This window comes from Bacillota bacterium, assembly GCA_030019365.1.
GTDB lineage: Bacteria > Bacillota > Sulfobacillia > JACIYH01 > JACIYH01 > JACIYH01.
Genome location: JASEFA010000012.1, coordinates 15,748 through 39,148, shown reverse-complemented (window position 1 = coordinate 39,148; position 23,401 = coordinate 15,748). Strand labels below are relative to the sequence as shown.

Sequence of the window (23,401 nt, the reverse complement as noted above, 5' to 3'; positions counted from 1 at the left end):
TTACGGAGGTGAACTGGGAGGTGAACTGGGAGGTGAACTGGGAGGGGGAACTGCAGGAGGAACTCCGGGAAGCAGGGGTACGCCCGGAGCGTGTACCTGGCAGTATTCCCGGGGTGCCTCTTCCGCCGCATCGAGCGGCACTCTCCCCTTGGGATCGGGGGGATATGGTTGGGGACGCCGGATCATCACTTTCTCCTGCGCGTTGGGGCAGAACGGGGTGGCCAGCTGGCCGCTGTCGGGGCAGACGGTGACCAGGACGTGCACGTCGCAGGTGGTCGTGGGTTCGGTACCCCGGCGGAATAGCTCCTGGGTGACCTGGTCGTCCGGGCACAGGGACGAGGGGAGCTTGCCCGACTTGTTGCAGATGGGCAGCGACACCAGGCCGGCAGGCCTTTCCCAGTCGGCAGGGGGCAGGTCGCGGCTGGCTTCGCTCATCAGCTCCCTCCACATGCGGGCGGGGTAGCCTCCTCCGGTGGTCCCGGGGGGCATGGTCTTCTCCTGGTCGTACCCCATCCACACCGCGGTCACCAGCTGGGGCGTGTACCCCACGAACCAGGCGTCCCGCCAGTCGCTGGTGGTTCCCGTCTTCCCTGCGGCGGGTCGGCCGATGGCCGCGGCCCGTCCCGTTCCCCACGGTTTGGTCATCACCCCCTTCAGACAATCTGTCATCATGTACGCAGTTTCCGGAGAGATCACCACCTCGCGCTGGGGCCCGGACTGCTCCAGCACGTTGTCGTCCCGGTCCACCACCTTGAGGACGGCCAGGGGTTGCACCTTGACTCCTCCGTTGGAGAAGGCGGAGAAGGCCACCGCCATGTCCAGGGGCCGCACTCCTTCGGTCACGCCGCCCAGGGCGGTGGCCAGGCCCATGTCGTTGTGCTTGCCGGAGGTGACCAGGGTGGTGATCCCCAGCTTCTCGGCCATCTCCACCCCGGTCTTTACGCCCATGGCGTCCAGCACCTTCACCGCGGGCACGTTGCGGGACTGCTCCAGGGCCCGTCGCGCCGTGATGAGTCCCAGGAACTTGTAGTCGTAGTTCTCGGGACGGAAGAAGCCGGTCTCGGAATAGGGATCGGGCCAGGCTGCGGGAGCATCGTCCAGGATGGTGCCCGTCCCCCACCCGGCCTCGAAGGCGGCAGCGTAGTCGATCACCGGCTTGAAGGCAGACCCCGGTTGCCTCTTGGCCAGGATGCGGTTGAACTCCCGCAGCTTGCGGTGGTCCCGGCCCCCCACGATGGCCCGCAGGTACCCCGTCTGGGTATCCATGACTACCACCGACGCCTGCACCGAGGGCTGGCCTTCTTTGAGGGGGAAGGGACGATCCAGCAGCTTGACGGCCCGCTCCGCTGCCTTCTGGATGCGGGTGTCCAGGGTGGTGTAGACCTTGAGCCCGCCGTGGAACACCTGATCGGCCGGATAGCGGGCCAGCAGGTAGTCCAGCACGTAATCCACGAACCAGGGGGCCGGATACGCCTGGGCGTTTTCCAGGCCCACCAGCTTGATGGGCTGGGCCGCTGCTTTGTCCGCGGCGGCACGGTCCAGAAAGCCATACTTGACCATCTGGTCGAGGACCACCGACTGCATCTGCTTCGCCAGGGAGAAGTTTACGTACGGCGAGTACAGGTTGGGCGCCCTGGTGATGCCGGCCAGCATGGCGCCCTCCGCCACGGTGAGATCGCGGGCGTCCTTACCGAAGTACAGCTGGGCCGCCGCCTGCACCCCGTACACCCCGTGCCCCAGGAATATCTGGTTCAGGTACATCTCCAGGATCTGATTCTTGGTATACTCCCGCTCCAGCATGACGGCCAGGATGGCTTCCTGCACCTTGCGACTGAGGGTGCGCTCCTGGGTGAGGAAGGCGTTGCGGGCCAGCTGCTGGGTGATGGTGCTCCCCCCCTGGGCGATACGGCCGGTGGTGACGTCCTCCCACAGGGCCCTCCCGATGGCGCGCAGGTCCACTCCGGCGTGGTAACGGAAGCGGGCGTCCTCTGCCGCCAGGAAAGCGTCCTGCACGTGGGTGGGGATTTCCTTGAGGTCCACGTAGATGCGTTTCTCCCGCCCGGGGATGGCGGTCACCAGGTTGCCGCTGGCATCGTAGATCAGGCTGGACAGGGCGGGGTCCGGTTCCATGGCGGCCAGCACCGGGCGCACCCGGTAGATGCCCGCGGCCAGGAACCCTGCACCCGTACCCAGGATGAGGGCCAGAAAGAGGACCAGCGATGCTGCTCCGACACGAACCACAACGCGCACGCAGGCGAAACTCCCTTCGTGATTCCCTGATTCGTCACTGCATACCCGGCTTCCTCCCCAAGACCTGTACAAATATACTCTCATAGTGATACTCATTTTATGTATGTTACCCCATAGTCACATGCTTTCGATAAATCGCACCGATGTTCTACCGGCGGTGATCCGGCAGGGACCAGTAGCCTCTCTGGCAGGCGGTGGCCCTCAGTCCGCAGGTGAGCCTCTGGCGGGCGGGCGCGGGCACGTGGTACAATGGCGCGAGGTAGAAACGGGGAGTGGGAAAGAGTTGAACGGCACGCGCGACCAAATGGAGACGCTGCTGCGGGGAGCCGCAGCGGTGTGGTTGCCCGAGGAGCTGGAGGGCAAGCTCAAGGAGGCAGCGGAGAACGGGCGCGCCCTGCGGGTGAAGCTGGGTGCCGACCCCAGCGCTCCCGACATCCACCTGGGGCACGCGGTGGTGCTGCGCAAGCTGCGCCAGTTCCAGGATATGGGGCACCAGGTGATGTTCATCGTGGGCGACTTCACGGGGCGGATCGGAGACCCCTCCGGTCGTTCGGAGACGCGCAAGCCGCTCACCGAGGAGGAGGTGCGGGCCAACGCCCGCACGTACGAGGAGCAGGTGTACCGCATCCTGGATCCCGGGCGCACCGAGATCCTCTTCAACTCCCACTGGCTGGGCCGCTTGGACTTCTATCAAGTGGTGGAGCTGTGCTCCCGTTACACGGTGGCCCGCATGCTGGAGCGGGATGAGTTCGCCGCCCGCTTCCGGGAGGGTCGGCCCATCAGCGTGCACGAGCTCCTCTACCCCCTGGCCCAGGCTTACGACTCCATTGCCACCCGCACCGACGTGGAGCTCGGGGGAACCGACCAGACCTTCAATTTCCTCCTCACCCGGGACGTGATGCGGGAGTACGGTTTGATCCCCCAGGTGGTGCTCACCATGCCCCTCCTGGTGGGCCTGGACGGAGTCCAGAAGATGTCCAAGTCCCTGGGCAATTACATCGGGATCACCGAACCGCCCGACCAGATGTACGGTAAGACCATGTCCGTTCCGGACAGCTTACTCGGCGCATACTTCGAGCTGTGCACCGACGTGCCCATGGCAGAGGTAAGAGCGATGATGCGGGACATGGAGGCGGGTCAGCTCAACCCGCGCCAGGCCAAGATGCGGCTGGCCCGCGAGGTCGTCACCATCTACCACGGGGCCAGGGCAGCGCGGGTGGCGGAAGAACGCTTCGTGCGCGTATTCTCCCGGCGGGAGATCCCCGCCGACGTACCTGAAAGGACCGTTTCCCTCCGCGAGGCAGGCGTATCGGACCTCCCCTCTCTGGGGCCCGTAACCGGGCCGGGCCGGGCAGCGGCCAAGGGCGCGGCGGATGCGCCCGCAGGCGAGGCTCCTGTGCGGGTGTGGTTGCCCCGGTTGCTGGTGCTGGCAGGCCTGGCCTCATCCCACAGCGAAGGGCGCCGTCTCATCGAGCAGGGTGGGGTGCGGCTCAACGGGCTGCAGGTGACCGACCCGGAGGCGTCCTGCGAGGTTCCCAACGAGAGTGTCCTGCAGGTGGGCTGGCGGCGCTTCGTGCGCGTGCGCTGGGCCCCATAACATATTCTGCCCGCTTCGCGCCCGCCGCCGCGTCCCGCGTGACCTGCGCGCAGCCTGCAGCGTCCGCGCGCGGCCGCACCACCGCCGCGCGCGCCCCCTCCGCGCGCACCGCCACCGCCGTGCGGGCATAAGCTGGCTGGGCGAGGATGATACCGTGAGTCTCCGCGGCTGGTGGTACCGCTCCCTCCTCTACCCCAGGTGGCGGAGCCGGGGGAGGGGCAGTGCGGGGGGACGAACGCGGCCGCGCTCTTCCCGGCGGCGGAGGTGGACGGCGGCGGTCGCAAGCTGCCTCGTCATCCTGGCCCTGGTGGGCTGGGCGGGCGCCGGGCAGGTGATGGCTTCTCTGTGGGCTCGGGCCGAGGGGGAAGCGGTCCTGCTGACCAACCAGGCCGTCTACCGGGCCCTGGATCAGGTAATGGCGGAGTATGCGGGCCGGGACCTGATCCGGGTACAGCCGGGGGACGGGGGTCAGGTGCGGTACGTGCAGCCCGACATTGCCACGATGCAGCGCATGGCAGCCGGGGTGCTGGCCGCCCTGCAGGAAGAGATCCGCCGGCAGGATCACTGGCTGTTGTACATTCCGCTGGGCCAGCTCCTGGGCAACGGTCTGTGGGCGGGGTGGGGCCCCCGCATTCCGGTACGGGTGAGCCCGGTGGGGACGGCGCGGATAGATTTCCGGGACAGCTTCGAGGGGGCGGGGATCAACCAGACCCGGTACGCCCTGTACCTGCACGTGGTGCTGGGGGTGACCGTGGCCAGCCCCTTCTGGAGCCGGTGGGTGGAAACCACCTGCTCCATTCCCGTGGCCCAGACCGTCATCGTGGGAGAGGTACCTCCGGGAATGCTGTACACCCCGCGTTGACAGGCCTCCTGCACATTGCTACGATAGAGCACGGCACGGGACGTGCTGTCAGGAGGTAGGCATGGAGTACCTCCGGCAGGCTTCAGCAGTGGTGGTGGGGGCCGGCGGCCTGGGCTCTGCTTCCAGCCTGTATCTGGCCCTGGCGGGCATCGGCAGGCTGGGTTTGGTGGACGGCGACGCGGTGGAGATGTCGAATCTGCAGCGCCAGGTGATTCACTCCACGCCCGACCTGGGGCGACCCAAGGTGGAGTCAGCCGCCGACAGGCTGAGAGAGGTTCGACCCGATCTCGAGATCGACCTCTACCCCGTACGGCTCACCAGGGATAACGCCGAATCTGTCCTGGCCCCGTACGGCGTGGTGGTGGACGCCTGCGACAACTTCGCCACCAGGTATCTCCTGAACGATGCCTGCCACCTGCTGGGGAAGCCCCTATCGTACGGTGCGGTGTTCCGCTTCGAGGGTCAGGCCAGCCTGTTCTTCCCCGGAGAGGGGCCGTGCCTGCGTTGTCTTTTCCCGGAACCTCCGCCCGCGGGGTCGGTACCCACCTGCCGGGAAGCCGGGATATTCGGTCCGGTGCCGGGGCTCATCGGTTGCCTGCAGGCCATGGACGTCATGCGTTACCTGACCGGGCGGGGGGAGACCTACCGGGGCAGGCTGCTTCTCTATGATGCCCGCCTCATGACCTGGGACGAGGTGGCCCTGAGCCGTGACCCCCGCTGCCCCGTGTGCGGGGACGGGCCCCGCATCACCCGCCTGGCGGATGATTACGGCACCTGCTGAGGGGCGGGGTGCACTCCGCGGCGAGCGGGGGGCTGGGGGAGGACGAAGCCGGAGGAGTTCATGACGCCGGTACTCACTCGGGAGGACATGGAGAGATATGGTCGGCACCTCCTCCTCCCCGGTTTCGGGGTGGAGGGGCAGCGCCGCCTGCTGCGGTCTGCTGCTGTGGTGGTGGGTTTGGGCCGCCAGGGCCTGGCGGCTTCCCTCTACCTGGCTGCCGCCGGTGTGGGCCGCCTGGGTCTGGTGGACCCGGAGGAGGGGGAGAGCCTCGCTCACGTCCACTACCCGGCGTGGGGAGGGGACGTGGCCGGAAGGGGTGCATCGCGCCGCCTGCGGGCTCTCAACCCGGCCGTGGACGTCGATGAGTACGTCGGGACGGACATTGCCGGCCTGGTGCCCAGGTACGATGTTATAGTGGGGTGCGTCGGCTCGGCCAGATGGCGGCAGGAACTGAACCGGCTGTGCCTGGCCGGCGGCAAGCCCCTGGTGGGGGCGACGGTACGGGGGTGGGAAGGACGGGTACTCACCGTGGTACCCGGAGAGGGGCCGTGCTGGAACTGCGCCTTTCCGGACGACTCCGACGGCCCGATCACCGGGGGCCTCGGGATCCTGGTGGCGGGGGCCATGGGGGTATTGCAGGCCGCCCTCGCCCTGAAGATCCTGCTCGATCTGGGAGATCTGCTGTCCGGGCGGTACCTCTCCTTTGACGGTATGACCGGACGCTTTCGCGAGGTGGAATGTCACACCGATCCCGGATGTCCCTACTGTTCCGGCCAAAAGGGGGAATGAGCATGCAACGGGGATCGCGCTCCCGCAACCGTATCCGGCACGGCCGCCTGCGCGGGTGGCGGGTGGTGCACAGAGCAGGGGGACAGCTGGTGATCGTCCGCTGGCTGGTACGCAGCCGTTACGGGGTAGTGGGAGTGGTGCAGAAAGTAGACTACTGATGAGAGCGAGGTGAGGGCATGTCCGGCCACAGCAAGTGGGCCAACATCAAGCATACCAAGGCCAGGAAGGATGCCGAGCGCGGAAACCTGTTCTCCAGGCTGGCCCGGGAGATCATCGTGGGTGCTCGCCACGGCGGCGGCAACCTGGACGCCAACACCCGGCTGCGGATCGCCGTGGAGAAGGCCCGCGACGCCAACATGCCTGCCGACAACATAACCAGGCTCATCAAGAGGGGAACCGGCGAACTGGAGGGCGTGACCTACGAGGAGCTCACCTACGAAGGTTACGGACCAGGCGGCGTGGCCATCATGCTGGAGGTGGTCACGGACAATCGCAACCGCACCACCAGCGAGTTGCGGTATCTGTTCTCCCGGCATGGCGGGAGCCTGGGTGAGACCGGGTGCGTCAGCTGGATGTTCCGCAAGCGCGGGTACATCTCTCTGGACCGCAGCGTGGGGGGCGAGGACGCCATCCTCGCCGTGGCCCTGGAAGCGGGGGCGGAGGACTTCCAGAGCGATGAGGAGTCTTACGAGGTGATCACCGCTCCCGAGGATGTGGGCCGGGTGAAGGCGGCCCTGGAACAGAGCGGGATGCGCCCGGAGGTCGCCGAGGTCACCATGGTGCCCCAGACGACGGTGCGCGTGTCGGGCAAGGAAGCCGAGCAGGTGTTACGCCTGGTGGATGCCCTGTCCGAGCACGATGACGTGCAGCGGGTGTTCTCCAACTTCGATATGGCACCCGAGGAGATGCGCCGCCTGGCCGTCTGAATATGAGGATAAGCCCCCGGGCAAACTAGGTTTGCCGGGGGTTCTGGCTTTGTTGAGGGCGAAACGGTATCTCATCGTCCTGGGCGTGGCAGCCGCGGTGCTCACCACGGTTCTCGTGCTGTCCCCCTTTTACCGGGGTCACGATCGGGCAGTGGACCGCTCCCCCGTGGTGGGGGAAGGGGCGACGGTGCTGTACCGTACCACCTACCTGCTGTGCGGCTACCGTGAGGAGCGGGAGGCTGCCGTGTGGCCGGAGCTGGTGGGCTGCACCCAGGAGGAGTTCATGAAGCACCACCCGGGGTGGACCCTGCTTTCCTTCAGTCCCACCCGCATCGAACTGGAGCGCCAGGTGGAGGCCATTTGCCCGGACATGGTCAGCTATCGCTTCCTCACCATCTCGGACGGCAAGGTGGCCGTGTACTACGGGCGCAGTCGCGATCACCTTCTGCTCAAGGAGGTGACGCCGGTGGATGCCCGGACCCTGCTCCCGGAAGACCGGGAGCTGCTGCAGCAGGGCGTGCTGGTGGAGGGCGACGGCGAGGTGACCCGCTTCCTGGAGGGGCTGGGGGACTGACCCGCCCGGTGGGGAGGATTGGATGGACCGGTCGTCGAAACGGGGCATATCGAGGGATTGCCTTTGCGCGTATTGGGAATCGATCCCGGGACGGCTGCCCTGGGGTACGGCGTGGTGGAAGAACGGGAAGGAGCACTGGCCTGCGCCGGATACGGTTGCCTGCACACGCCCGCCGGGATACCCCTGGCCGAGCGGCTGCTCCGTCTCTACCGGAGCCTGCAGCAGGTGGTGAGGGAGTATGTTCCCTCCGCCGTTGCTGTTGAGGAGATATTCTTCTGCCGCAACCAGCGCAGCGCCTTCGCGGTGGGGCAGGCCCGGGCGGTGGCGTTGCTGGCGGCGGCCGAAGCCGGGCTGCCCGTCTACGAGTATTCCCCCCTGCAGGTGAAGATGGCGGTGGTGGGATACGGCAGGGCCACCAAGACCCAGGTGCAGGACATGGTGGCCCGCGGTTTGGGCCTGGAGTCCCACCCCCGTCCTCAGGATGCCGCCGACGCCCTGGGGGTGGCGGTGTGCTGCTTGCTCAACCGGCAGACCCTGTCCCGCGTCGAGGAGGCGGGCATGGCAGAGGAGGGCCGGGCGGGGGCCGGCCCTTGGGGCCGGGCGGAGGTGGGGGAGGAATGATCTCTCACCTCAAGGGGCGCCTTCTGGAGAACGGGCCCGGCCACGCGGTGGTGGAAGTGGGGGGAGTGGGGCTGGAAGTGAAGGTGCCCGCGGGTGCGGCTCAGGCCCTGCCCGCCCCCGGCGAGACGGTCACCCTCTACACTCACCTCCACATCCGGGAGGACGAGATCTCTCTTTATGGATTTGCCACCGCGGCCGAACGGGAGTTGTTCCGCACCCTGCAGGGGGTGTCGGGGGTGGGCCCCCGGCTGGCCCTGGCCATCGTGGGCGGGTGCCCTCCCGCGCGTTTCTGGCAGGCCGTACTCCGCCAGGATGCCTCCCTCCTGGGGGGGATTTCGGGAGTGGGCAGGAAGACGGTGAGCCGCCTGCTGGTCGAGCTGCGGGATCGGGTGCCGGCAGCGGCCGCGCGGGCCGTCCAGGCGGCAGCGGCCGCCGGGCCGGCCGCAGCGGGAGAGACTGTACCGGGGCCCGCGGCCGCGAGCGCGGTTGCAGCGGCCGGGGGGACGGTCACGGCGGACGGGAGCGAGCTGGCTGCCGCGAGGGACCAGGCCCGTGACGCTCTCTCTGCCCTGGGGTATTCCCACCGGGAGGCGGCCGAGGCCGTTGCCGCTGCCCTGGAGGCCGCGGGCCCAGAGGTTACCGCCGACGATGTCATCGTGGCGGCCCTGCGTTGGCTCGGTCGCCAGGGACGCCTGACGGAGGAGTGAGCGGTTGTTGTCTGAGGAGGCCTTTGCCGCGCGGCTGGTGAGCGGGCGGGCGCGCGAGGAAGAAAAGCTGTTCGAGCAGAGCCTGCGGCCCCGCACCCTGACCGAGTTCGTGGGGCAGCCAATGGTGAAGGAGCGCCTTTCCATTTTCCTGGAGGCGTGCCGGGGGCGGGATGAGCATCTCGACCACGTCCTGCTTTACGGACCGCCGGGCCTGGGCAAGACCACCCTGGCTTACATTCTGGCGGCCGAGATGGGCGTGGGTATAAGGGCCACCTCCGGACCTGCCATCGAGCGGGCCGGCGACATGGTGGCCATCCTCACCAACCTGCAGGAGAAAGAGATCCTGTTCATAGATGAGATCCACCGCCTCAACCGCAAGGCCGAGGAGACCCTGTACCCGGCCGTGGAGGACTTCATGTTCGATTGGGTTTCCGGCAAGGGTCCCACCGCCCGCACCAACCGCATCCGGCTCCACCCTTTCACCCTGGTGGGGGCGACCACCCGGGCGGGGTTGCTCACCTCGCCCCTGCGGGACAGGTTCGGCATCATCGTGCACCTGGACTTCTATCACGCCCGGGAGCTGACCCAGATCGTGGTGCGGGCGGCATCCATCCTGGGGGTCGAGATCGAAGATGAAGCAGCCCGCGAAGTGGCGAGGCGATCGCGGGGAACGCCCCGGGTGGCCAACCGCCTGCTGCGCCGGTTGCGGGACTACGCCCAGGTGCGGGCGGATGGGGTCATCACCATGGAGGTGGCCCGGGAAGGATTGCGGCTCCTGGAGGTGGACGAGGCCGGGCTCGACCGGGTTGACCAGGAGATGCTGCGCGCCATAATCTCTAAGTACGGGGGAGGGCCGGTGGGCCTGAGCACGCTGGCGGCCGCCGTGGGGGAAGAGCCCGATACCATCGAAGAAGTGTGCGAGCCCTATCTCCTCAAGGCGGGCTTTCTGCAGCGCACTCCCCGGGGGCGGGCGGTGACCGCCCTGGCTTACCGTCACCTGGGACTGGAGCCGCCCGCGCGGCAGCTGGAGTTCTTCGCTCGAGGATGAAGCGGATGCGTTTGCTCCTGCACACCTGCTGCGGCCCCTGCAGCATCTTCCCCCTGGATGCCCTGCGCGAGGAGGGCCACGCGGTGACCGCGTGTTACTGCAACCCCAACATCCACCCCTACCGGGAATGGGAAAGGCGACTCCTGACCCTGCGGGACTACCTGGGCCGGGTGGGCGCCGACCTGGAAGTGGATGACCGTTACGACCTGAAGGCTTACCTGGAAGCGGTGCTCCCGTGTGCCGACGACCCCGCCCGGCGCTGTCCCGTGTGCTACCGCATCCGGCTGGACGAGGTGGCGCGGCGGGCTGCGGCCGGCGGATACGATGCCTTCACCACCACCCTGCTGGTGAGCCCCTATCAGGATCACGGGGCGGTGGCCCGGGCGGGCCGGGAGGCGGGAGAAGTGCGGGGGGTTTCCTTCTATTACCGTGACTTTCGCCCGGGCTGGAAGCAGGCCGTGCGTATCTCCAGGGAGCTGGGCATGTACCGGCAGGGGTACTGCGGGTGCCTGTTCAGCGAGCGGGAGCGTTACTACCGCGCCGCTCGCAGGGGGGGATGACGTTGGAGCAGGTCGGGCGCATGCTGCTTCTGTTCGGGCTGGTGCTGGTGGTCCTCGGACTGATCCTGACCTTCGGGGCGCGCGTGCTGCCCCTGGGGAGATTGCCGGGTGACATCGTGATCCGCCGGGACGGTCTTACCCTTTACTTCCCCCTCATGACCGGTATAGTGCTCAGCCTCCTGCTCACCCTGCTGGGATTCCTGCTGTCGCGTCGCTGAGCGTTTCCTGCGGCCGCACCCGAGCCCCGTTTGGACGCAACCGGGACTGATGCTGCGAAAGGATGTGGTAGGAGGTGCATCCCAGCCCTGACGACCTGGTGGCTCAGGCCCAGGCCGGGGACGAGGGTGCCCGGGAGGTCCTCCTGCGGGATTACCAGCCCTTTGTGTTGCGGGTGGTGTCGCGAGTACAGGGGGGATATGTGACGGGGTCCAGCGAAGAGGCGTCGATAGGCCTGGTGGCCTTCAACGAGGCCATCGATAGTTACCGGCCCGACCGGGGAGTGGCGTTTCTCACCTTCTGCGAGACGGTGATCAGACGCCGGCTCATAGACCACTACCGGCGGGAGGTACGGAGAGCGCGGGAGATCCCGCTATCTACCCTGCAGGAAGAAGACGAGGAAGGCAGCGTATACGCACCGGTCGAGGTGGAGGCCGCCCGGGCGGCCCACCAGGCTTATGTGGAGACCTGGGAGAGGCGAGAAGAGGTGACCAGGTTCGGCACCAGGTTGAAGGAGATCGGGTTGAGCCTGCGGGAACTGGTGCGGATTTCCCCCCGCCACCGGGACGCCAGGCAGCGGGCCCTGCGGGCGGCGCGTTACCTGGCCGGTCGCCCCGGGCTGGGCAGGCAGGTGCTGGAGCGGGGGGAGTTACCGGTGCGGGAACTGGAGGCGAATCTGGGGCTGGGGCGCAAGATGCTGGAGCGCAATCGCAAGTATATTCTGGCCATGACCCTGGTGTTGCTGGAGGACTTCCCCTACCTGCAGGATTACCTGCGGGACAGCGCGCGGGGCCTCCCGTAGAGGGGATAGGGAAGTGAAGCGGGGGATTGTGCTCGAGATAGAGGGGAAAATGGCCACCGTGCTCACGCCCGATGGCCGGTTCCTGCGCATGCGCGTTCCCCGGGAGGGATGGCGGCCCGGGGAAGAGGTGACCTGGGAGCGCGGGCGAGCAGGGTACCTGCGCCCGGCCCTTGCCCTGGCCTGCGTGCTCCTGATGCTCCTTTTGCCGGGCGGGCTGGCATATCAGCACTACTGGGCCCTGGGCCCGGTGGTGGCGTACGTGTCGGTGGACATCAACCCCAGCCTGGAGCTGGGCATTGATGCCCGCGAGCGGGTGTGCATGGCGCGGGCCTTGAACGCCGACGGGGAGAAACTGCTGACCGGGCTCCCCTACCGGCGCCGGACCCTCGATAGAGTGCTGTCCGATCTCACTGTGCGGGCCGTAGAGCACGGGTACCTGTCCGGAGACCGCCCCGGAGCCGTGCTGGTCACGGTTACCCCTGCCGGCCAATCAACGCCGTCCGGCTCTGCGGCGCCTCCCGTCACAGCAGGGGGAGCGCCTTCCCCGGGTACGGGTCCGGCTCCTTCTCCGGGTGCGGGTGGTGCTCCGGACGGTGCGGGCGGCCCCGGCCAGGCGGGTGCGCCGGGGGTCTCCCGGCCTGCGCCGAAGCCCTCGCGGTCCGGGCTACCGTCCCTTGACCCCGCCCGGGTGAAGGATGAGGCGGTGATGGTCACCGCCCGGCTCCTGCACGAACGGGGCCTGCCGTCCCTGGTCAAGGGCCTGGCGGCCGGACCGGAGGTGCGCGACGAGGCCGCGCGCCTGGACATCTCGCCGGGGCGGCTGGCCCTGTATCTGGCGGCCCGGGAAGCGGGGATCGAAGTCACCCTGGATCAGTTGCGCAAGGGGCCGGTGGCTCAGGTGCTGCGGCAGGCATGGGACATCCAGGTGAAGAAGGCCAGGTCACAGGGGCCCTCCGCCGAGGGGGAGGGCGAGCCGGGTGGTGCCGGGCTGGAGCCGGAAGCAGCCGGGCAGGGCGAACGGGAAACGAACGGGACGGAAGGGAAGGCGGCACCGGAAGGCGGTGCGGGGGTGTCTGGGAAATCCACGCCCCCCGGAGGTGACAAGACCGTCCCCGGGGGTAAGATCCGGCCCGGAGCCAGCGGTCCCGCCCCCGGTGGTGCCGCCCCCGACCGGGCTACTCTGCCGGGGGGGGAAGGCCCGGGTGAGAAGCAGGGAACCGGTACTCGGGAAGGTCAAGGTCTGCCGGGGTTGGGAGGGAAGCCGGGCGAGGGTCCGGGGCTCGGCCTTCCCTCCCCGCCCCTGTTCCCCGGGCTGGAGTTGAAGGAAGGGGAGGAGGAGACCATCTCCCCCCGCGAGTTGCTGGAGAAGGTGTGGGAGAAGACCCGGGTCGAAAAGGAACTGCCCGGTCTCATGAAGAAGTTCCTCGCGCCGGGCGTTCACGAGAAAGAACAGTCCGGGGAGCAGAAGAAGTCCGGGGACAGGTAGAGTAGACAGGCCCGGACAGGGTGGGAGAGGTGCCAAGACAATCGATCTCAGCGTGGCTGGCGCTCGTGCTCCTGGCCGCCTGGCTGGCCTGGGCGGTCGCGGGCGGTCCGGTTTTTTCCCCTCTGAACGGACGGGAGGCTCCTCCGGCCGTGAACGGGCACGGGCCGGCCCCAGGGGCAGGTTCCGGGAGTGATGCCGGTACCGAGGGCGGCTGTGAGGGTGGCCGCGAGACGGGAGAAGAAGTGCCCCCCGCACCCGTTGCCGTGACCAAAGAGGGGTGGGGGGTGGTGGTGGATGTGGCCGCCCAGAAGGTGTACGTCTACCGGGACGGGAAACCGGCCCGCGCCATGGTGTGTTCCACCGGTACGCCGGACAAGCCCACCCCCCTGGGCGAGTTCAGGATCGAGAACCGGGGCACCTGGTTCTTCAGTGAGAAATACAAGCAGGGTGGGAAGTGGTGGGTTTCCTTCCACAACTGGGGGGAGTATCTGTTTCACTCCGTGCCCATGGACCGGGAGGGACGCATCCTGGAAGAAGAGGCAGGGCGGCTGGGCCAGCCGGCCTCGCACGGCTGCGTGCGCCTTTCTCTGAAGGACGCCGAGTGGTTTTACCTCAACATACCGCCGGGCACACCGGTGATCATCCACTGAGCCTCTCCAGGAAAGCCTCCACGCGGTTACGGGTGGTTTCTTCACCGTAGACCCGGGGGTCGGCCATGTCGGCCTCCACCAGGAGGACCGGGATGCCCCGGTCCGTGAGCATGCGGGCCAGTACCGGCTGGATGCCGGAATAAGGTTTGCACGACCGGTTGTGGTGCATGACCACCCCGTCCACCCGGTAGGTTTCCACCATCTGTGCGATCTGCCGGGCCCGGGCCCCTACTCCCTGATTGAGGAACACCGTGGTATACGCGCGGGCCAGGGCCTCGAGGGGGTCATCGCCTTCCGGGCGCATGCTCCAGCCCGCCGTATAGGTATCCACCACGAAACAGGCCCCCCGCTCCACAAAAGGGCGGAAGAAGCGGTACAGGCGGTACCAGATGGCGATGTTGTCCCACAGCAAACGCAGCTTCTCCCCGGGCACCGCGGCTACCCCCTGCCGCACGCGGCCCTGCAGCTCGCCAAGCAGCGTGCGGTAGAATGCTGCTGCCTGAGGGGTCCCCCTTACCGTCACCACCGGGCCCATGGTGACGAAGAGGTCGGGGACGTTAAGGGGCGAGGGGCGGTGGCGGCCCAGCTGACGAATCTCCTCCCACAGGGCAGTAGTGCGGGCGGCCAGTGCCACCGTGTGGTGCAACCGCCCGGGGTCGAGGCGGCGGCGAGTCACCCTCTCCAGCCACCCCACCATTTCGTCCAGTTGGACCCGGACACAATCTATCGCTGCCGCCTCTTCATCGCCGTAGAGGAACGGGGCGTCCAGCAGGAAGAGAGGCACGCCCAGCAGGCGACTCAGTTCCTGATACCACTTCACCACCGTACCGCAGATGTTGTTGCACGCCAGCAATAGGTCCGGCCGTGGGAGGCCCCCCAGGGGAGCCCGGCGAGGCTCCAGCACCGACCCCAGGTGGATGCGGGCATAGGAGCACAGGTCTCGGGAGTAGCCGCCATCCTCCGCCACCTGGCAGAAGGTGGCCCCCTGTTTGCGCGCGGCCACCACGGCGGCGTAGTTCTCCGGGTAAAGGCACACGACCCCCATGGCGCGCAGTAGCTCAACCGGGGCTCCGCTGGTAACCCAGGCTACGGGCGGGCGGTCCAGGGGATGGAGCAGCATGCGGTACCGCGCCCCCAGGTAATGGCGGGTGAGGATGCGGTTCATGGCGGGAAGGCAGCGCAGGCGGGGCACGTCCACGGTCCTCACCACTCCCCCCGGGCGCCGGGTCCCGCCTCCAGGGTCTCAAGGAAGGCCTGCAGGCGTGTGAGGTCTCTTTCCCCGGCCACGGCACCCGCCTCGGTTTCCAGTTCGAGGACGGCAATACCCCGTTGGCGCAACTCGCCCATGATCGCGTGATCTTCCCAGCGGTGGGGGTCGCAGAACTTCTCCCGCAACAGGATCACACCCCGGGCGCGGCGGGCTGCAACCAGCTCCAGGAGGTGTCGCACCCTCTCAGCCGGGGAAGGATGGCGGCAGGGACAGGGCGGCATGTCCAGATACTGGCGTGCCAGCACCCCCCACGGATCCCCCAGCGCGTGTCCCTGGACGGCGGATTCGCCGTCGTGAGGAGCCGTTCCTCCGTCCGGGGGCGCCGGTAGCGGGGCCCCCAGCCCGCGCTCTCCCGAGCAGAGGTCGTCCCCCACCACCGTTCCTCCCGCCTCGCTCACCATCTCCAGCAAGCGGGGCGAAGAGAGGACGCTCCCCGACAGCACGATCCGAGCCACGCTGCCACTTCCCGTCTCCGCCGCCGCCAGCGCGCCGCCCCCCGCGCCGCCTCCCGCGTCCACCCCCGCAGCGGTCCAGGGTTGGGAGAGCACGCGCCAAACTGCTTCCGGCTGCAGGTCGCCCCGCCGCCGCAGTACTTCCTGCACCCGCCGTCTCCGGGCCCGGGCCTCAGCTATGGCCTCGATGAGGGCGGATTCCCTGACCGGCACGGGAAGCCGGGCGCCGAGATCCCGCAGCTCTGCCGCCAGGCGACCCAGAGCAGCGTTGTCCCGCCGGGTGGGAAACATGAGGAGGAATAGCGGCGGCTCGTTCACCAGTACACGCCAGGCCTGAGCCAGGCACTGCATCGCATCGCAGGCGTGGGTGATGCCCACCCCCGCCACGTGGCGGTATTCCCCGGCCAGGGCGGACGCCAGGTAGGCTCGTACGGGTGCACACAGGAAGGGAGGGAGCATCCCTCCAGAGGGCGCAGGAGCGGCGGGCAACAGGCGCACCGGCCGATAACCGGCGGCCATCACCACTTCGACGGGGAAATAGATGCACAGGTACCCGAACTCGCCCCGGTCCACCTGCTCTCCCCTCCCCGCGCCCGGAAGATGCCGCTGCATTTCGTCTCCTTCGTCCCCCTGCGCCCCGTTCCCTGCCCCGCCCTCGCTCCGGCACAGGCAGGGCGAGAGGGTTGGCTGTGCGGGGCGGGCGAATCGGGGAGGAGGCGTGCGAATGCTGTCGAAGTAGAGGCGGGGGCGGAAACCGGAGGTGTGTGGTCCGGAATGAGGCGGATCGTGGCAGCTTTGCTGGTAGCATTTGTCATCCTCCCGGTAGCAGTGGTGCCCCGGGCCCTTGCGCAGGATCGCATGTCGCGCACGGTGAGGGTGGCACTGCTGGTAGCCCAGCCCCAGGTAAGGGTTACCGCGCGGGGCCAGCACGAGCTGTGGAACCTGGCCGTCCGCGCCCGGGTGGATCAGGCCGGGACCGGTGCGGTCTGGGAGATGACACCGGTCTCGCAGGGGATCAAGGTGGTACTGTACCCGGTCAAAGTGGCTGCTCCCCCGGGACAGCAGGACATATTGGGCGATCCCCAGGTCAAGGGCGTGTTCTCGGGACCGCTGCGGGTGAAGGTGGTGGGTGCTCCTCCGGCAGACCAGGCCTCGGTGGCCCTGGGCGGAGTCCCGGTTCCCCTTGCCCCCGGCATGGGCCTGGAGAGGGGGCCCGCCATCCCCGAGACGGGTTTCCTGTGGTGCAAGGGTTACCGCTACCGGGGGGAGATCGAGATATACCGGGACGGGGAGGGCCTGACCGCCGTCAACGTCCTGCCCCTGGAGGAGTACCTTTGCGGGGTGGTCGGGATCGAGATGTCTCCTTCCTGGCCACCGGAGGCGCTCAAGGCACAGGCCGTGGCGGCCCGCACCTATGCGGTGGGGCGGCTGGGCTCGAGCGGCCCCGGTTCCGGGTACGACCTGCTGGACACCCCGGTGCACCAGGCCTATCGCGGCATCGCGGTTGAGGACCCGAAGTCTAACGCTGCGGTGGATGCCACCCGGGGCCTGGTGCTGACCTACCAGGGTGCGCTGGCCCGTACCTTCTATCATGCCGCCTCGGGGGGGTATACCGAGAATGTGGAGAATGTCTGGGTGTCTCCCGTCCCCTACTTGCGGGGGGTGCCGGACTTCGACCAGGATTCTCCTTGGGCGCACTGGGAGAAGGATGTGAGCCTGGCCGAGGTCGGTCAGGCCATGGCGGCGGCCGGTCACGACGTGGGCGAGGTATACCGGGTGGAACCGGCCGGCCCCCGCGGTGTATCGGGACGGTGGACCAGGCTGGCGGTGATAGGTTCGCGGGGCCAGGTGGTGCTGCCCGCCAGTACCTTCTACTTGCGGGTCGGGTTGCGAAGTGCCAAGTTCGACATGGAGCCGCGGGAGCCCGGGATGGCCGACTACGTGCGGCCGGCTCCCCTCAAGAATGTGGTGGCGGTGCTGGATGCCTCCGGCCGGCTGACTTCTCTCGACCTGGGGAAGGCGGCCGTGCTCGCGGGGCAGGGCGTGGCATCGCTGAAGGAAGTCCTGCGCCGGGCCGCCCCTGCCCCGGCGGTCAAGGAAGAGGAGAAACCCGCCCTGCCCGAGGGTCCCACCGCGGGCAGCCTTCCCCCCGGGGCACCTCCCTGGCTTTATCCGCCTGGCCCGCCTCCGGGTACCCCGCCGGCGCCGCCCGCTCCGCCGGCGCCGCCCGCAGAGCCCGAACTGGTGGCGTTTCTGGTGGGAAGGCGACTCCTGCCCGCCCGCATTCACTTCGCGGGTTCGGGCTGGGGTCACGGCGTGGGCATGTCCCAATACGGGGCCAAGGCGCTGGCGGAGCGTGGGCATAACTACCAGCAGATCCTGCAGTACTACTACCGGGGTACCACTTTGCAGGGCACGGGGACCGTGACCGCGCAGTCCGTGCCTGTCCCCTGAACGAGCATGAGCTCCCGAGAGGGCTGCGCGCCCCGGGCGCGGGCTGGGAAGGAAGAGGCCCCCCTTCGAGCATGAGGCCGGAAGAGTTCGACTACCGCCTGCCGCCGGAACTTATCGCCCAGGAGCCCATCGAGCCCAGGGATGCTTCCCGCCTGCTGGTCCTGGACCGCAGGGCGGAGGCCCCCGGGCACTACCGGTTCCGGGATCTGCCCCGCTTCCTGCGGGCGGGGGACCTGCTGGTGTTCAACGACACCCGGGTGATTCCGGCCCGGCTGCACGCCAGGCGCTGCGACACGGGAGGAAGGGCGGAGGTCCTGCTTCTCCGTCCCCTGTCCCCGGCGGAAGGGAGACGCCAGACGTGGGAAGCCCTGGGGCGGCCCGCCCGGCGCCTGCGGGCCGGTACCCACCTGGCGTGTGAAAAGGGCGGGCTGGAGGTAGTGGTGACGGCGATACTCCCCGAGGGACTGCGCCAGGTGGAACTGGTCTGGGATGCCGGGGAGTCGCTGGCCCGGGTGCTGGAGCAGGCGGGAGAGATCCCCCTGCCCCCTTACATCCACCGTCCCCTGGCCGACGGCGAACGCTATCAGACCGTCTACGCGCGCCGCCCGGGATCGGCGGCAGCCCCCACGGCCGGGCTGCACTTCACCCCCGGGTTGCTGGAGGACCTGCGGGCGGGGGGAGTGGAGATGTGCTACCTGACCCTGCACGTGGGGCTGGGCACCTTCCGCCCCATTCGCACGGAGACGGTGGAGGAAGCCTCGCTTCACGCCGAGTACTACCGGGTGGAGGGGCGGGCGGCCGCCGCCGTCAATGCCGCCCGGCGGCGGGGGAGCCGGGTGGTGGCGGTGGGGACCACCGTGGTGCGCACCCTGGAGACGGCAGCCACTCCCGCGGGCGAGGTGCGACCGGGGGAAGGATGGACCGACCTCTTTATCTACCCCGGGTACCGGTTCCGGGTGGTGGACGCTCTGGTGACCAACTTCCACCTGCCCCGTTCATCGCTGCTCATGCTGGTGTGTGCCCTGGCCGGCACCGACCGCGTCCTGGCTGCGTACCGGGAAGCGGTGAACCAGAGGTATCGTTTCTACAGCTTCGGGGACGCCATGCTCATCGTCTAACCCGGTGGGGATGGGTCGTCAGGGGTCCGGGCAGGGCTTTGTCCCTCGTGCCGGTGCGGTAGTGCAGGGAGACGGTGTGAGTACGAGGAATCGGTACCCAACCGCGGATGCAACCTTCATCCCGGGTAATGGGAAGCTTGATGTGAAGGCTGCGTCTATCTGGCCACGACCCTTGGTCCGGGGGGAAGCGGTAAGTGCCCAAGACGTGCTTCCTGGTTGAGGCCCGAAGTCCCAACGGCGCGGCGCGGGCAGGGGTCTTGCGGACTGCCCGCGGAGAAGTCCCCACCCCCGTGTTCATGCCCGTGGGAACCCTGGGAGCGGTCAAGCTCCTTGAGCCTGCCGACCTGGAGGGCCTGGGCGTACGCATGATCCTGAGCAACGCCTATCACCTCTACCTGCGCCCGGGGGCCGACGTGGTGGCGGGAGCGGGGGGCCTGCACGGCTTCATGGGCTGGTCCCGCCCCATGCTGACCGACTCCGGAGGTTTCCAGGTGTTCAGCCTGGCCTCTTTCCGGCGCGTCACCCCGGAGGGGGTGGAGTTCCGCTCCCACCTGGACGGATCGCTGCACTTCTGGACGCCCGAGAAAGTGATGGACGTCCAGGCCAGGCTGGGGGCGGACGTGGTAGTTCCCCTGGATGTATGCCTTCCCTATCCGGCCACGCGGGAAGAGACGCAGGAAGCCGCACGGCTCACGGCGGAGTGGTTACGCCGATCGCTGGCCCGGCGGGCGGCGGCCGGTCTGGCGGGGGGCAGCAACCGCCAGCTAATCTTTGGTATAATCCAGGGAGGCATGTGGGCGGACCTGCGCCGCGCCTGCGCCGGGGAGGTGGCCGATCTCCCCGTGGACGGGTTCGCCGTGGGAGGGCTGTCGGTGGGCGAGCCCCGCTCCCTCACCTGGGAGATGGTGGCGGCTGTGAAGGAGGTGCTGCCCCCCGGGCGTCCCGTCTACCTGATGGGGGTGGGGGCCCCTGCGGACCTGGTGGAAGCGGTGAAGCTGGGAGTGGACATGATGGACTCGGTGTTCCCCACCCGCATGGGCCGTCACGGGGTGGCCTTCACCGGGGCGGGCAGGCTGCAGGTCAGAAACGCCGCTCTGGCCCGGGACGATCGTCCCCTGGAAGAGGGTTGCGACTGCCCCACCTGCGCGCGGTACTCCCGGGCGTACATAAGGCACCTCTTCACCGCCGGGGAAGCCCTGGGGGGCCGGTTGGTCTCCGCCCACAACGTGCGCTTCCTCACCCGCCTGGCCGAAGACCTGCGCAGGGGCATTCTGGCGGGTGAAGAATCCGGGTTATCCTTCGCCGATGAAAAGGAGGTCTGAGCGTGGCAAGCCAGCAGATGGTGGGTATCCTGTGGATCGTCCTGTTGTTCGGCCTCATGTGGTTCCTCCTCATCAGGCCCCAGCAGGCGCAGCAGCGGCGCCGCCAGCAGATGATCGCCTCCGTCCGGGCGGGCGACCGCATCGTCACCGCCGGGGGGATCGTGGGCATGGTAACGGCCGTGCGGGAGAACTCGTTCCTGGTGCGCATCGCCGACCGGGTAGAGGTGGAGTTGCAGCGCAGCGGGGTGGGCTATGTCATGTCCTCCCCCGGCCAGGAGAAAGAGAAGGGCAAAGAGGAAGGAAACAAGGAGTGACGCGGACGATCCCTGCCCGGGCCGCACCGCACGGTGGTAATTGGAGCTTGCTGCGGGTCCAATAGGCGCCCGCGGCCGGGAGGAATCAGGCAGCCAATGGCGAATAGACCTGGCGAGGGGTCCAATTGCCAGGAGGTGCCCCCGGCAGGGTGAGGCCGTTGGCGAAACTCGACTTCCAGCTCGATCGGTGCGAAGGTGTGCCCCTGTACCTGCAGTTGAAGCGGTACCTGGAGCACCTGGTGCGTACCGGCGGTCTGGCTCCCGGGGACCGCCTGCCTACGGAGCGGGAAATGGCCCGTCAGCTCGGGCTCAGCCGCAACACGGTGAGCCTGGCATATCGCCAGCTGGAAGCGGAGGGGCTCGTCAGGTGCCGGCAGGGGAGCGGTACCTACGTGGCGCGGGGGGAGGAAGCCTGGCAGAGCGGCGGGCGCCGGGAGAGGCTGGCCCGGCTCATCGACGTGTGCCTGGAAGAGGCGGTCAATCTGGGTTTCGACCTGGACGAGTTCCTGTCCCTGGCTCAGGCCCGGGCCCGCGAACGCAAGGAGCACCTGCGCCGGGTGCGCATCGCCTTCGTGGAATGCAACCGCGAGCAGGTGGACTACTTCGCCCGCCAGATCCACCGGGAGATGCACCTGGGGCCCGGGGTGGCGGTGATGCCGGTCCTGCTCGACGAGTGGCGGAACCAGCCGGAAGCCATGGCCCGCGACCTGGCCGGAGTGGAGATGGTGGTGACCACCTTCTTTCACCTCCAGGAGGTCCGGGCCATGATGGGCAACGCGGGGAAGCAGATCCTGGCCATAGGGCTGGACCCGGACCTCACCAGTATCGTGCGGGTGGCCCGGCTCCCACGGGGGAAGAAAGTCGGGCTGGTCTGCATTTCCCAGACCTTTGCCGACACGGTGGCCCGGTCCCTGCAGGCGGCGGGTATCGACCACATCCAGCTGGTCGCCACCACCGGCCGCGACCCCGCCGAACTCACCACATTCCTGTCCGGATTGGGCGCAGTCATCGTTTCCCCCGGCCGCCGGAGGGAAGTGGAGAGGTTGCTCCCCAGGCGCATCGAGGTGATCGAGTTCGTCTACCGGCCCGACGCGGGCTCCCTGAATCTGTTGCGAAGTGCGCTCCTCGATGCGCGGCGCCCCGCCTGAGGGCCGCGCGGGCGCGCCCCGTCCGGCCGCCAAAGGTGGCTGGGCCGGGGCGGCGAGGGCGCGCCGCGCCGCCCGCGACTCCTCACCGCAGGGAGGAATAGCATGCCCAGGAAAAAGGCGAGCGAGATCAGGGTGAACGATGCCTGGTGCAAGCGGTGCGGGATTTGCATCGCCTTCTGTCCCACCAGGGTACTGGAGGCCGATGCCCACGGTGTCCCCCGTGTGGCCAACCTGGAGGCGTGCACGGTGTGCACGCTCTGTGAGTTGCGCTGCCCCGACTTCGCCATCGAGGTGGAGGAAGCCGGGGAGGAGACGGGGGCAGTCGCCGGCGGGAAGGCGGGAGAGGAGGCCCGGCATGCCACAACCCCGGCTCATGCAGGGTAACGAGGCTTGCGTGGAGGGGGCCCTGGAAGCAGGGTTGCGCTTCTTCGCCGGGTATCCCATCACCCCGTCCACCGAGGTCGCCGAGATGCTGGCCGAGCGCCTACCCCGGGTGGGGGGCGTTTTCATTCAAATGGAGGATGAGATCGGGAGCATGGCGGCGGTGATCGGTGCCTCTCTGGCCGGGGTGCGGGCCATGACCGCCACCTCGGGTCCTGGCTTTTCCCTGAAGCAGGAGAACATCGGCTATGCCGCCGTTACGGAGACTCCCTGCGTGGTGGTGAATGTGCAGCGGGTGGGGCCATCCACCGGAATGCCCACGTCGCCCGCCCAGGGGGATGTGATGCAGGCCCGCTGGGGCACCCACGGCGATCATCCCGTGGTGGTGCTCTCACCCTCGTCGGTCTTGGAGACATATGTGCTCACCATCAAGGCTTTTTCCATCGCCGACGACTTGCGCATCCCGGTCATCCTGCTCTCGGACGAGGTGATCGGTCACATGCGGGAGCGGGTGGTGCTGCCCGAGCCCGGCGCCATTCCCCGGGGGGAGCGTCCGCGGGCGGGCACCGCCCCCGCCGATGTGCCTCCCATGAGGCACTTCGGCGAGGGCAGGAAGGTCCTGGTCACCGGGCTGTACCACGATCCCTCCGGCTTCTGGACCGAGGATCCCGGGGAGGCCGACCGCCTCATCCGGCGGCTGTGTGGCAAGGTGGAAAGCCGGCGGGAGCAGCTCACCATGGTGGACCGCTGGTATCTGGACGATGCCCGGGTGGTGGTTCTCGCCTACGGGTGCGCGGCCCGCACGGCCCTGCGGGCGGTGCGCCTGGCCCGGGAGCGGGGGCGTCCGGTGGGGATGTTGCGGCCGGCGTGCCTGTGGCCCTTCCCGCGGCGCGAGGTGGAGGAGATCTCCCACCGGGTGGACGTCATCGTGGTACCGGAGATGAACCTGGGCCAGGTGGTGGGCGAGGTAGAGCGGGCCGCCTGCGGCCGCTGCCGGGTCGTGGGCTACAGCCGGGTGGATTCGGAGCTCATCCGGCCCGAGGAGCTGCTGGCCGTGCTGGAGGGGGTGTAGG

25 protein-coding genes are annotated in these 23,401 nt (G+C 68.4%); 22 read left to right on the top strand and 3 right to left on the bottom strand.

The genetic code is table 11. From position 1 onward, the window contains the following. Entirely contained in the window at window positions 1-2,250 is a 2,250-nt protein-coding gene (locus QME70_12785) for a penicillin-binding protein 1A (GenBank protein ID MDI6895443.1), read from the bottom strand. A gap of 304 nt (window positions 2,251-2,554) precedes the next feature. Here QME70_12785 and tyrS point away from each other — a divergent pair, with 304 nt between their 5' ends. The 15 genes from tyrS to QME70_12710 all read left to right on the top strand — a co-directional run bounded on the left by tyrS (window position 2,555) and on the right by QME70_12710 (window position 13,869). After that, the gene (gene tyrS / locus QME70_12780) at window positions 2,555-3,847 is read left to right on the top strand and encodes a tyrosine--tRNA ligase (GenBank protein MDI6895442.1); all 1,293 of its coding nucleotides are present in this window, start codon (window positions 2,555-2,557) and stop codon (window positions 3,845-3,847) included. A gap of 154 nt (window positions 3,848-4,001) precedes the next feature. After that, window positions 4,002-4,709, top strand: a complete 708-nt coding sequence (gene yunB, locus QME70_12775; protein MDI6895441.1) for a sporulation protein YunB — start codon at window positions 4,002-4,004, stop codon at window positions 4,707-4,709. Window positions 4,710-4,770: 61 nt separating this feature from the next. Next, window positions 4,771-5,490 (top strand): HesA/MoeB/ThiF family protein, encoded by a 720-nt coding sequence (locus QME70_12770; protein MDI6895440.1) that lies wholly within the window; start codon window positions 4,771-4,773, stop codon window positions 5,488-5,490. A 60-nt stretch (window positions 5,491-5,550) separates the two neighbouring features. Further along, window positions 5,551-6,279, top strand: coding sequence for a ThiF family adenylyltransferase (locus QME70_12765; protein MDI6895439.1), 729 nt, complete (start codon window positions 5,551-5,553; stop codon window positions 6,277-6,279). Between the two features lie 2 nt (window positions 6,280-6,281). After that, on the top strand, window positions 6,282-6,437 hold the full coding sequence (locus QME70_12760; protein MDI6895438.1) for a hypothetical protein: 156 nt from the start codon (window positions 6,282-6,284) through the stop codon (window positions 6,435-6,437). A gap of 18 nt (window positions 6,438-6,455) precedes the next feature. Next, complete coding sequence (locus tag QME70_12755) at window positions 6,456-7,205, top strand: YebC/PmpR family DNA-binding transcriptional regulator (GenBank protein MDI6895437.1); 750 nt, start codon at window positions 6,456-6,458, stop codon at window positions 7,203-7,205. A 52-nt stretch (window positions 7,206-7,257) separates the two neighbouring features. Beyond that, on the top strand, window positions 7,258-7,779 hold the full coding sequence (locus QME70_12750) for a BofC C-terminal domain-containing protein (protein MDI6895436.1): 522 nt from the start codon (window positions 7,258-7,260) through the stop codon (window positions 7,777-7,779). Between the two features lie 63 nt (window positions 7,780-7,842). Then, window positions 7,843-8,400 (top strand): crossover junction endodeoxyribonuclease RuvC, encoded by a 558-nt coding sequence (gene ruvC / locus QME70_12745; GenBank protein ID MDI6895435.1) that lies wholly within the window; start codon window positions 7,843-7,845, stop codon window positions 8,398-8,400. Continuing rightward, window positions 8,397-9,107: a Holliday junction branch migration protein RuvA gene (gene ruvA / locus QME70_12740; GenBank protein ID MDI6895434.1), complete on the top strand. Its 711-nt coding sequence runs from the start codon at window positions 8,397-8,399 to the stop codon at window positions 9,105-9,107. The genes ruvC and ruvA overlap by 4 nt, the downstream gene beginning before the upstream one ends. A 7-nt stretch (window positions 9,108-9,114) precedes the next feature. Further along, window positions 9,115-10,155 carry a Holliday junction branch migration DNA helicase RuvB gene (ruvB, locus tag QME70_12735; protein MDI6895433.1) on the top strand — a complete coding sequence of 347 codons (1,041 nt, stop codon included), beginning with the start codon at window positions 9,115-9,117 and terminating at the stop codon, window positions 10,153-10,155. Window positions 10,156-10,160: 5 nt separating this feature from the next. After that, entirely contained in the window at window positions 10,161-10,715 is a 555-nt protein-coding gene (locus tag QME70_12730) for an epoxyqueuosine reductase QueH (protein MDI6895432.1), read from the top strand. Further along, window positions 10,712-10,933, top strand: coding sequence for a DUF2905 domain-containing protein (locus QME70_12725; protein ID MDI6895431.1), 222 nt, complete (start codon window positions 10,712-10,714; stop codon window positions 10,931-10,933). Before QME70_12730 ends, QME70_12725 begins: the two co-directional genes overlap by 4 nt. A gap of 74 nt (window positions 10,934-11,007) precedes the next feature. Beyond that, the gene (sigI, locus tag QME70_12720; GenBank protein ID MDI6895430.1) at window positions 11,008-11,733 is read left to right on the top strand and encodes an RNA polymerase sigma-I factor; all 726 of its coding nucleotides are present in this window, start codon (window positions 11,008-11,010) and stop codon (window positions 11,731-11,733) included. A 13-nt stretch (window positions 11,734-11,746) separates the two neighbouring features. Continuing rightward, a complete protein-coding gene (locus QME70_12715; protein ID MDI6895429.1) occupies window positions 11,747-13,219 on the top strand; it encodes an anti-sigma factor domain-containing protein in 1,473 nt (490 codons plus the stop codon). 29 nt (window positions 13,220-13,248) lie between these two features. Continuing rightward, window positions 13,249-13,869, top strand: a complete 621-nt coding sequence (locus tag QME70_12710; protein MDI6895428.1) for a L,D-transpeptidase — start codon at window positions 13,249-13,251, stop codon at window positions 13,867-13,869. On the opposite strand, the gene QME70_12705 is transcribed toward QME70_12710, so the two are convergent. Continuing rightward, window positions 13,859-15,076, bottom strand: a complete 1,218-nt coding sequence (locus tag QME70_12705; GenBank protein ID MDI6895427.1) for a 2-hydroxyacyl-CoA dehydratase family protein — start codon at window positions 15,074-15,076, stop codon at window positions 13,859-13,861. The two genes, QME70_12710 and QME70_12705, sit on opposite strands and share 11 nt — an antisense overlap. Continuing rightward, window positions 15,073-16,203, bottom strand: a complete 1,131-nt coding sequence (locus QME70_12700; GenBank protein MDI6895426.1) for a 2-hydroxyacyl-CoA dehydratase family protein — start codon at window positions 16,201-16,203, stop codon at window positions 15,073-15,075. Before QME70_12700 ends, QME70_12705 begins: the two co-directional genes overlap by 4 nt. A 162-nt stretch (window positions 16,204-16,365) precedes the next feature. Here QME70_12700 and QME70_12695 point away from each other — a divergent pair, with 162 nt between their 5' ends. From QME70_12695 to QME70_12665, 7 genes are all read left to right on the top strand, one after another. After that, window positions 16,366-18,045: a SpoIID/LytB domain-containing protein gene (locus QME70_12695; GenBank protein ID MDI6895425.1), complete on the top strand. Its 1,680-nt coding sequence runs from the start codon at window positions 16,366-16,368 to the stop codon at window positions 18,043-18,045. Between the two features lie 71 nt (window positions 18,046-18,116). Further along, entirely contained in the window at window positions 18,117-19,163 is a 1,047-nt protein-coding gene (gene queA / locus QME70_12690; GenBank protein MDI6895424.1) for a tRNA preQ1(34) S-adenosylmethionine ribosyltransferase-isomerase QueA, read from the top strand. Window positions 19,164-19,357: 194 nt separating this feature from the next. Beyond that, window positions 19,358-20,485, top strand: coding sequence for a tRNA guanosine(34) transglycosylase Tgt (tgt, locus tag QME70_12685; protein MDI6895423.1), 1,128 nt, complete (start codon window positions 19,358-19,360; stop codon window positions 20,483-20,485). A 2-nt stretch (window positions 20,486-20,487) separates the two neighbouring features. Continuing rightward, a complete protein-coding gene (gene yajC / locus QME70_12680; protein MDI6895422.1) occupies window positions 20,488-20,799 on the top strand; it encodes a preprotein translocase subunit YajC in 312 nt (103 codons plus the stop codon). Between the two features lie 149 nt (window positions 20,800-20,948). Then, on the top strand, window positions 20,949-21,947 hold the full coding sequence (locus QME70_12675) for a GntR family transcriptional regulator (protein MDI6895421.1): 999 nt from the start codon (window positions 20,949-20,951) through the stop codon (window positions 21,945-21,947). 102 nt (window positions 21,948-22,049) lie between these two features. Next, the gene (locus QME70_12670; protein ID MDI6895420.1) at window positions 22,050-22,331 is read left to right on the top strand and encodes a 4Fe-4S binding protein; all 282 of its coding nucleotides are present in this window, start codon (window positions 22,050-22,052) and stop codon (window positions 22,329-22,331) included. Next, on the top strand, window positions 22,303-23,400 hold the full coding sequence (locus QME70_12665) for a 2-oxoacid:acceptor oxidoreductase subunit alpha (GenBank protein ID MDI6895419.1): 1,098 nt from the start codon (window positions 22,303-22,305) through the stop codon (window positions 23,398-23,400). Before QME70_12670 ends, QME70_12665 begins: the two co-directional genes overlap by 29 nt. Window position 23,401 lies beyond the last annotated feature (1 nt).

What these genes read in the sequence shown, in the direction of transcription:
- tyrS (MDI6895442.1), top strand. Translation starts at nt 2,555, where the DNA reads ATGGAGACGCTGCTGCGGGGAGCCGCAGCGGTGTGGTTGCCCGAGGAG.
- QME70_12770 (MDI6895440.1), top strand. Translation starts at nt 4,771, where the DNA reads ATGGAGTACCTCCGGCAGGCTTCAGCAGTGGTGGTGGGGGCCGGCGGC.
- QME70_12765 (MDI6895439.1), top strand. Translation starts at nt 5,551, where the DNA reads ATGACGCCGGTACTCACTCGGGAGGACATGGAGAGATATGGTCGGCAC.
- QME70_12760 (MDI6895438.1), top strand. Translation starts at nt 6,282, where the DNA reads ATGCAACGGGGATCGCGCTCCCGCAACCGTATCCGGCACGGCCGCCTG.
- QME70_12755 (MDI6895437.1), top strand. Translation starts at nt 6,456, where the DNA reads ATGTCCGGCCACAGCAAGTGGGCCAACATCAAGCATACCAAGGCCAGG.
- ruvA (MDI6895434.1), top strand. Translation starts at nt 8,397, where the DNA reads ATGATCTCTCACCTCAAGGGGCGCCTTCTGGAGAACGGGCCCGGCCAC.
- QME70_12730 (MDI6895432.1), top strand. Translation starts at nt 10,161, where the DNA reads ATGCGTTTGCTCCTGCACACCTGCTGCGGCCCCTGCAGCATCTTCCCC.
- QME70_12725 (MDI6895431.1), top strand. Translation starts at nt 10,712, where the DNA reads ATGACGTTGGAGCAGGTCGGGCGCATGCTGCTTCTGTTCGGGCTGGTG.
- QME70_12700 (MDI6895426.1), bottom strand. Translation starts at nt 16,203, where the DNA reads ATGCAGCGGCATCTTCCGGGCGCGGGGAGGGGAGAGCAGGTGGACCGG.
- QME70_12695 (MDI6895425.1), top strand. Translation starts at nt 16,366, where the DNA reads ATGAGGCGGATCGTGGCAGCTTTGCTGGTAGCATTTGTCATCCTCCCG.
- queA (MDI6895424.1), top strand. Translation starts at nt 18,117, where the DNA reads ATGAGGCCGGAAGAGTTCGACTACCGCCTGCCGCCGGAACTTATCGCC.
- QME70_12670 (MDI6895420.1), top strand. Translation starts at nt 22,050, where the DNA reads ATGCCCAGGAAAAAGGCGAGCGAGATCAGGGTGAACGATGCCTGGTGC.
- QME70_12665 (MDI6895419.1), top strand. Translation starts at nt 22,303, where the DNA reads ATGCCACAACCCCGGCTCATGCAGGGTAACGAGGCTTGCGTGGAGGGG.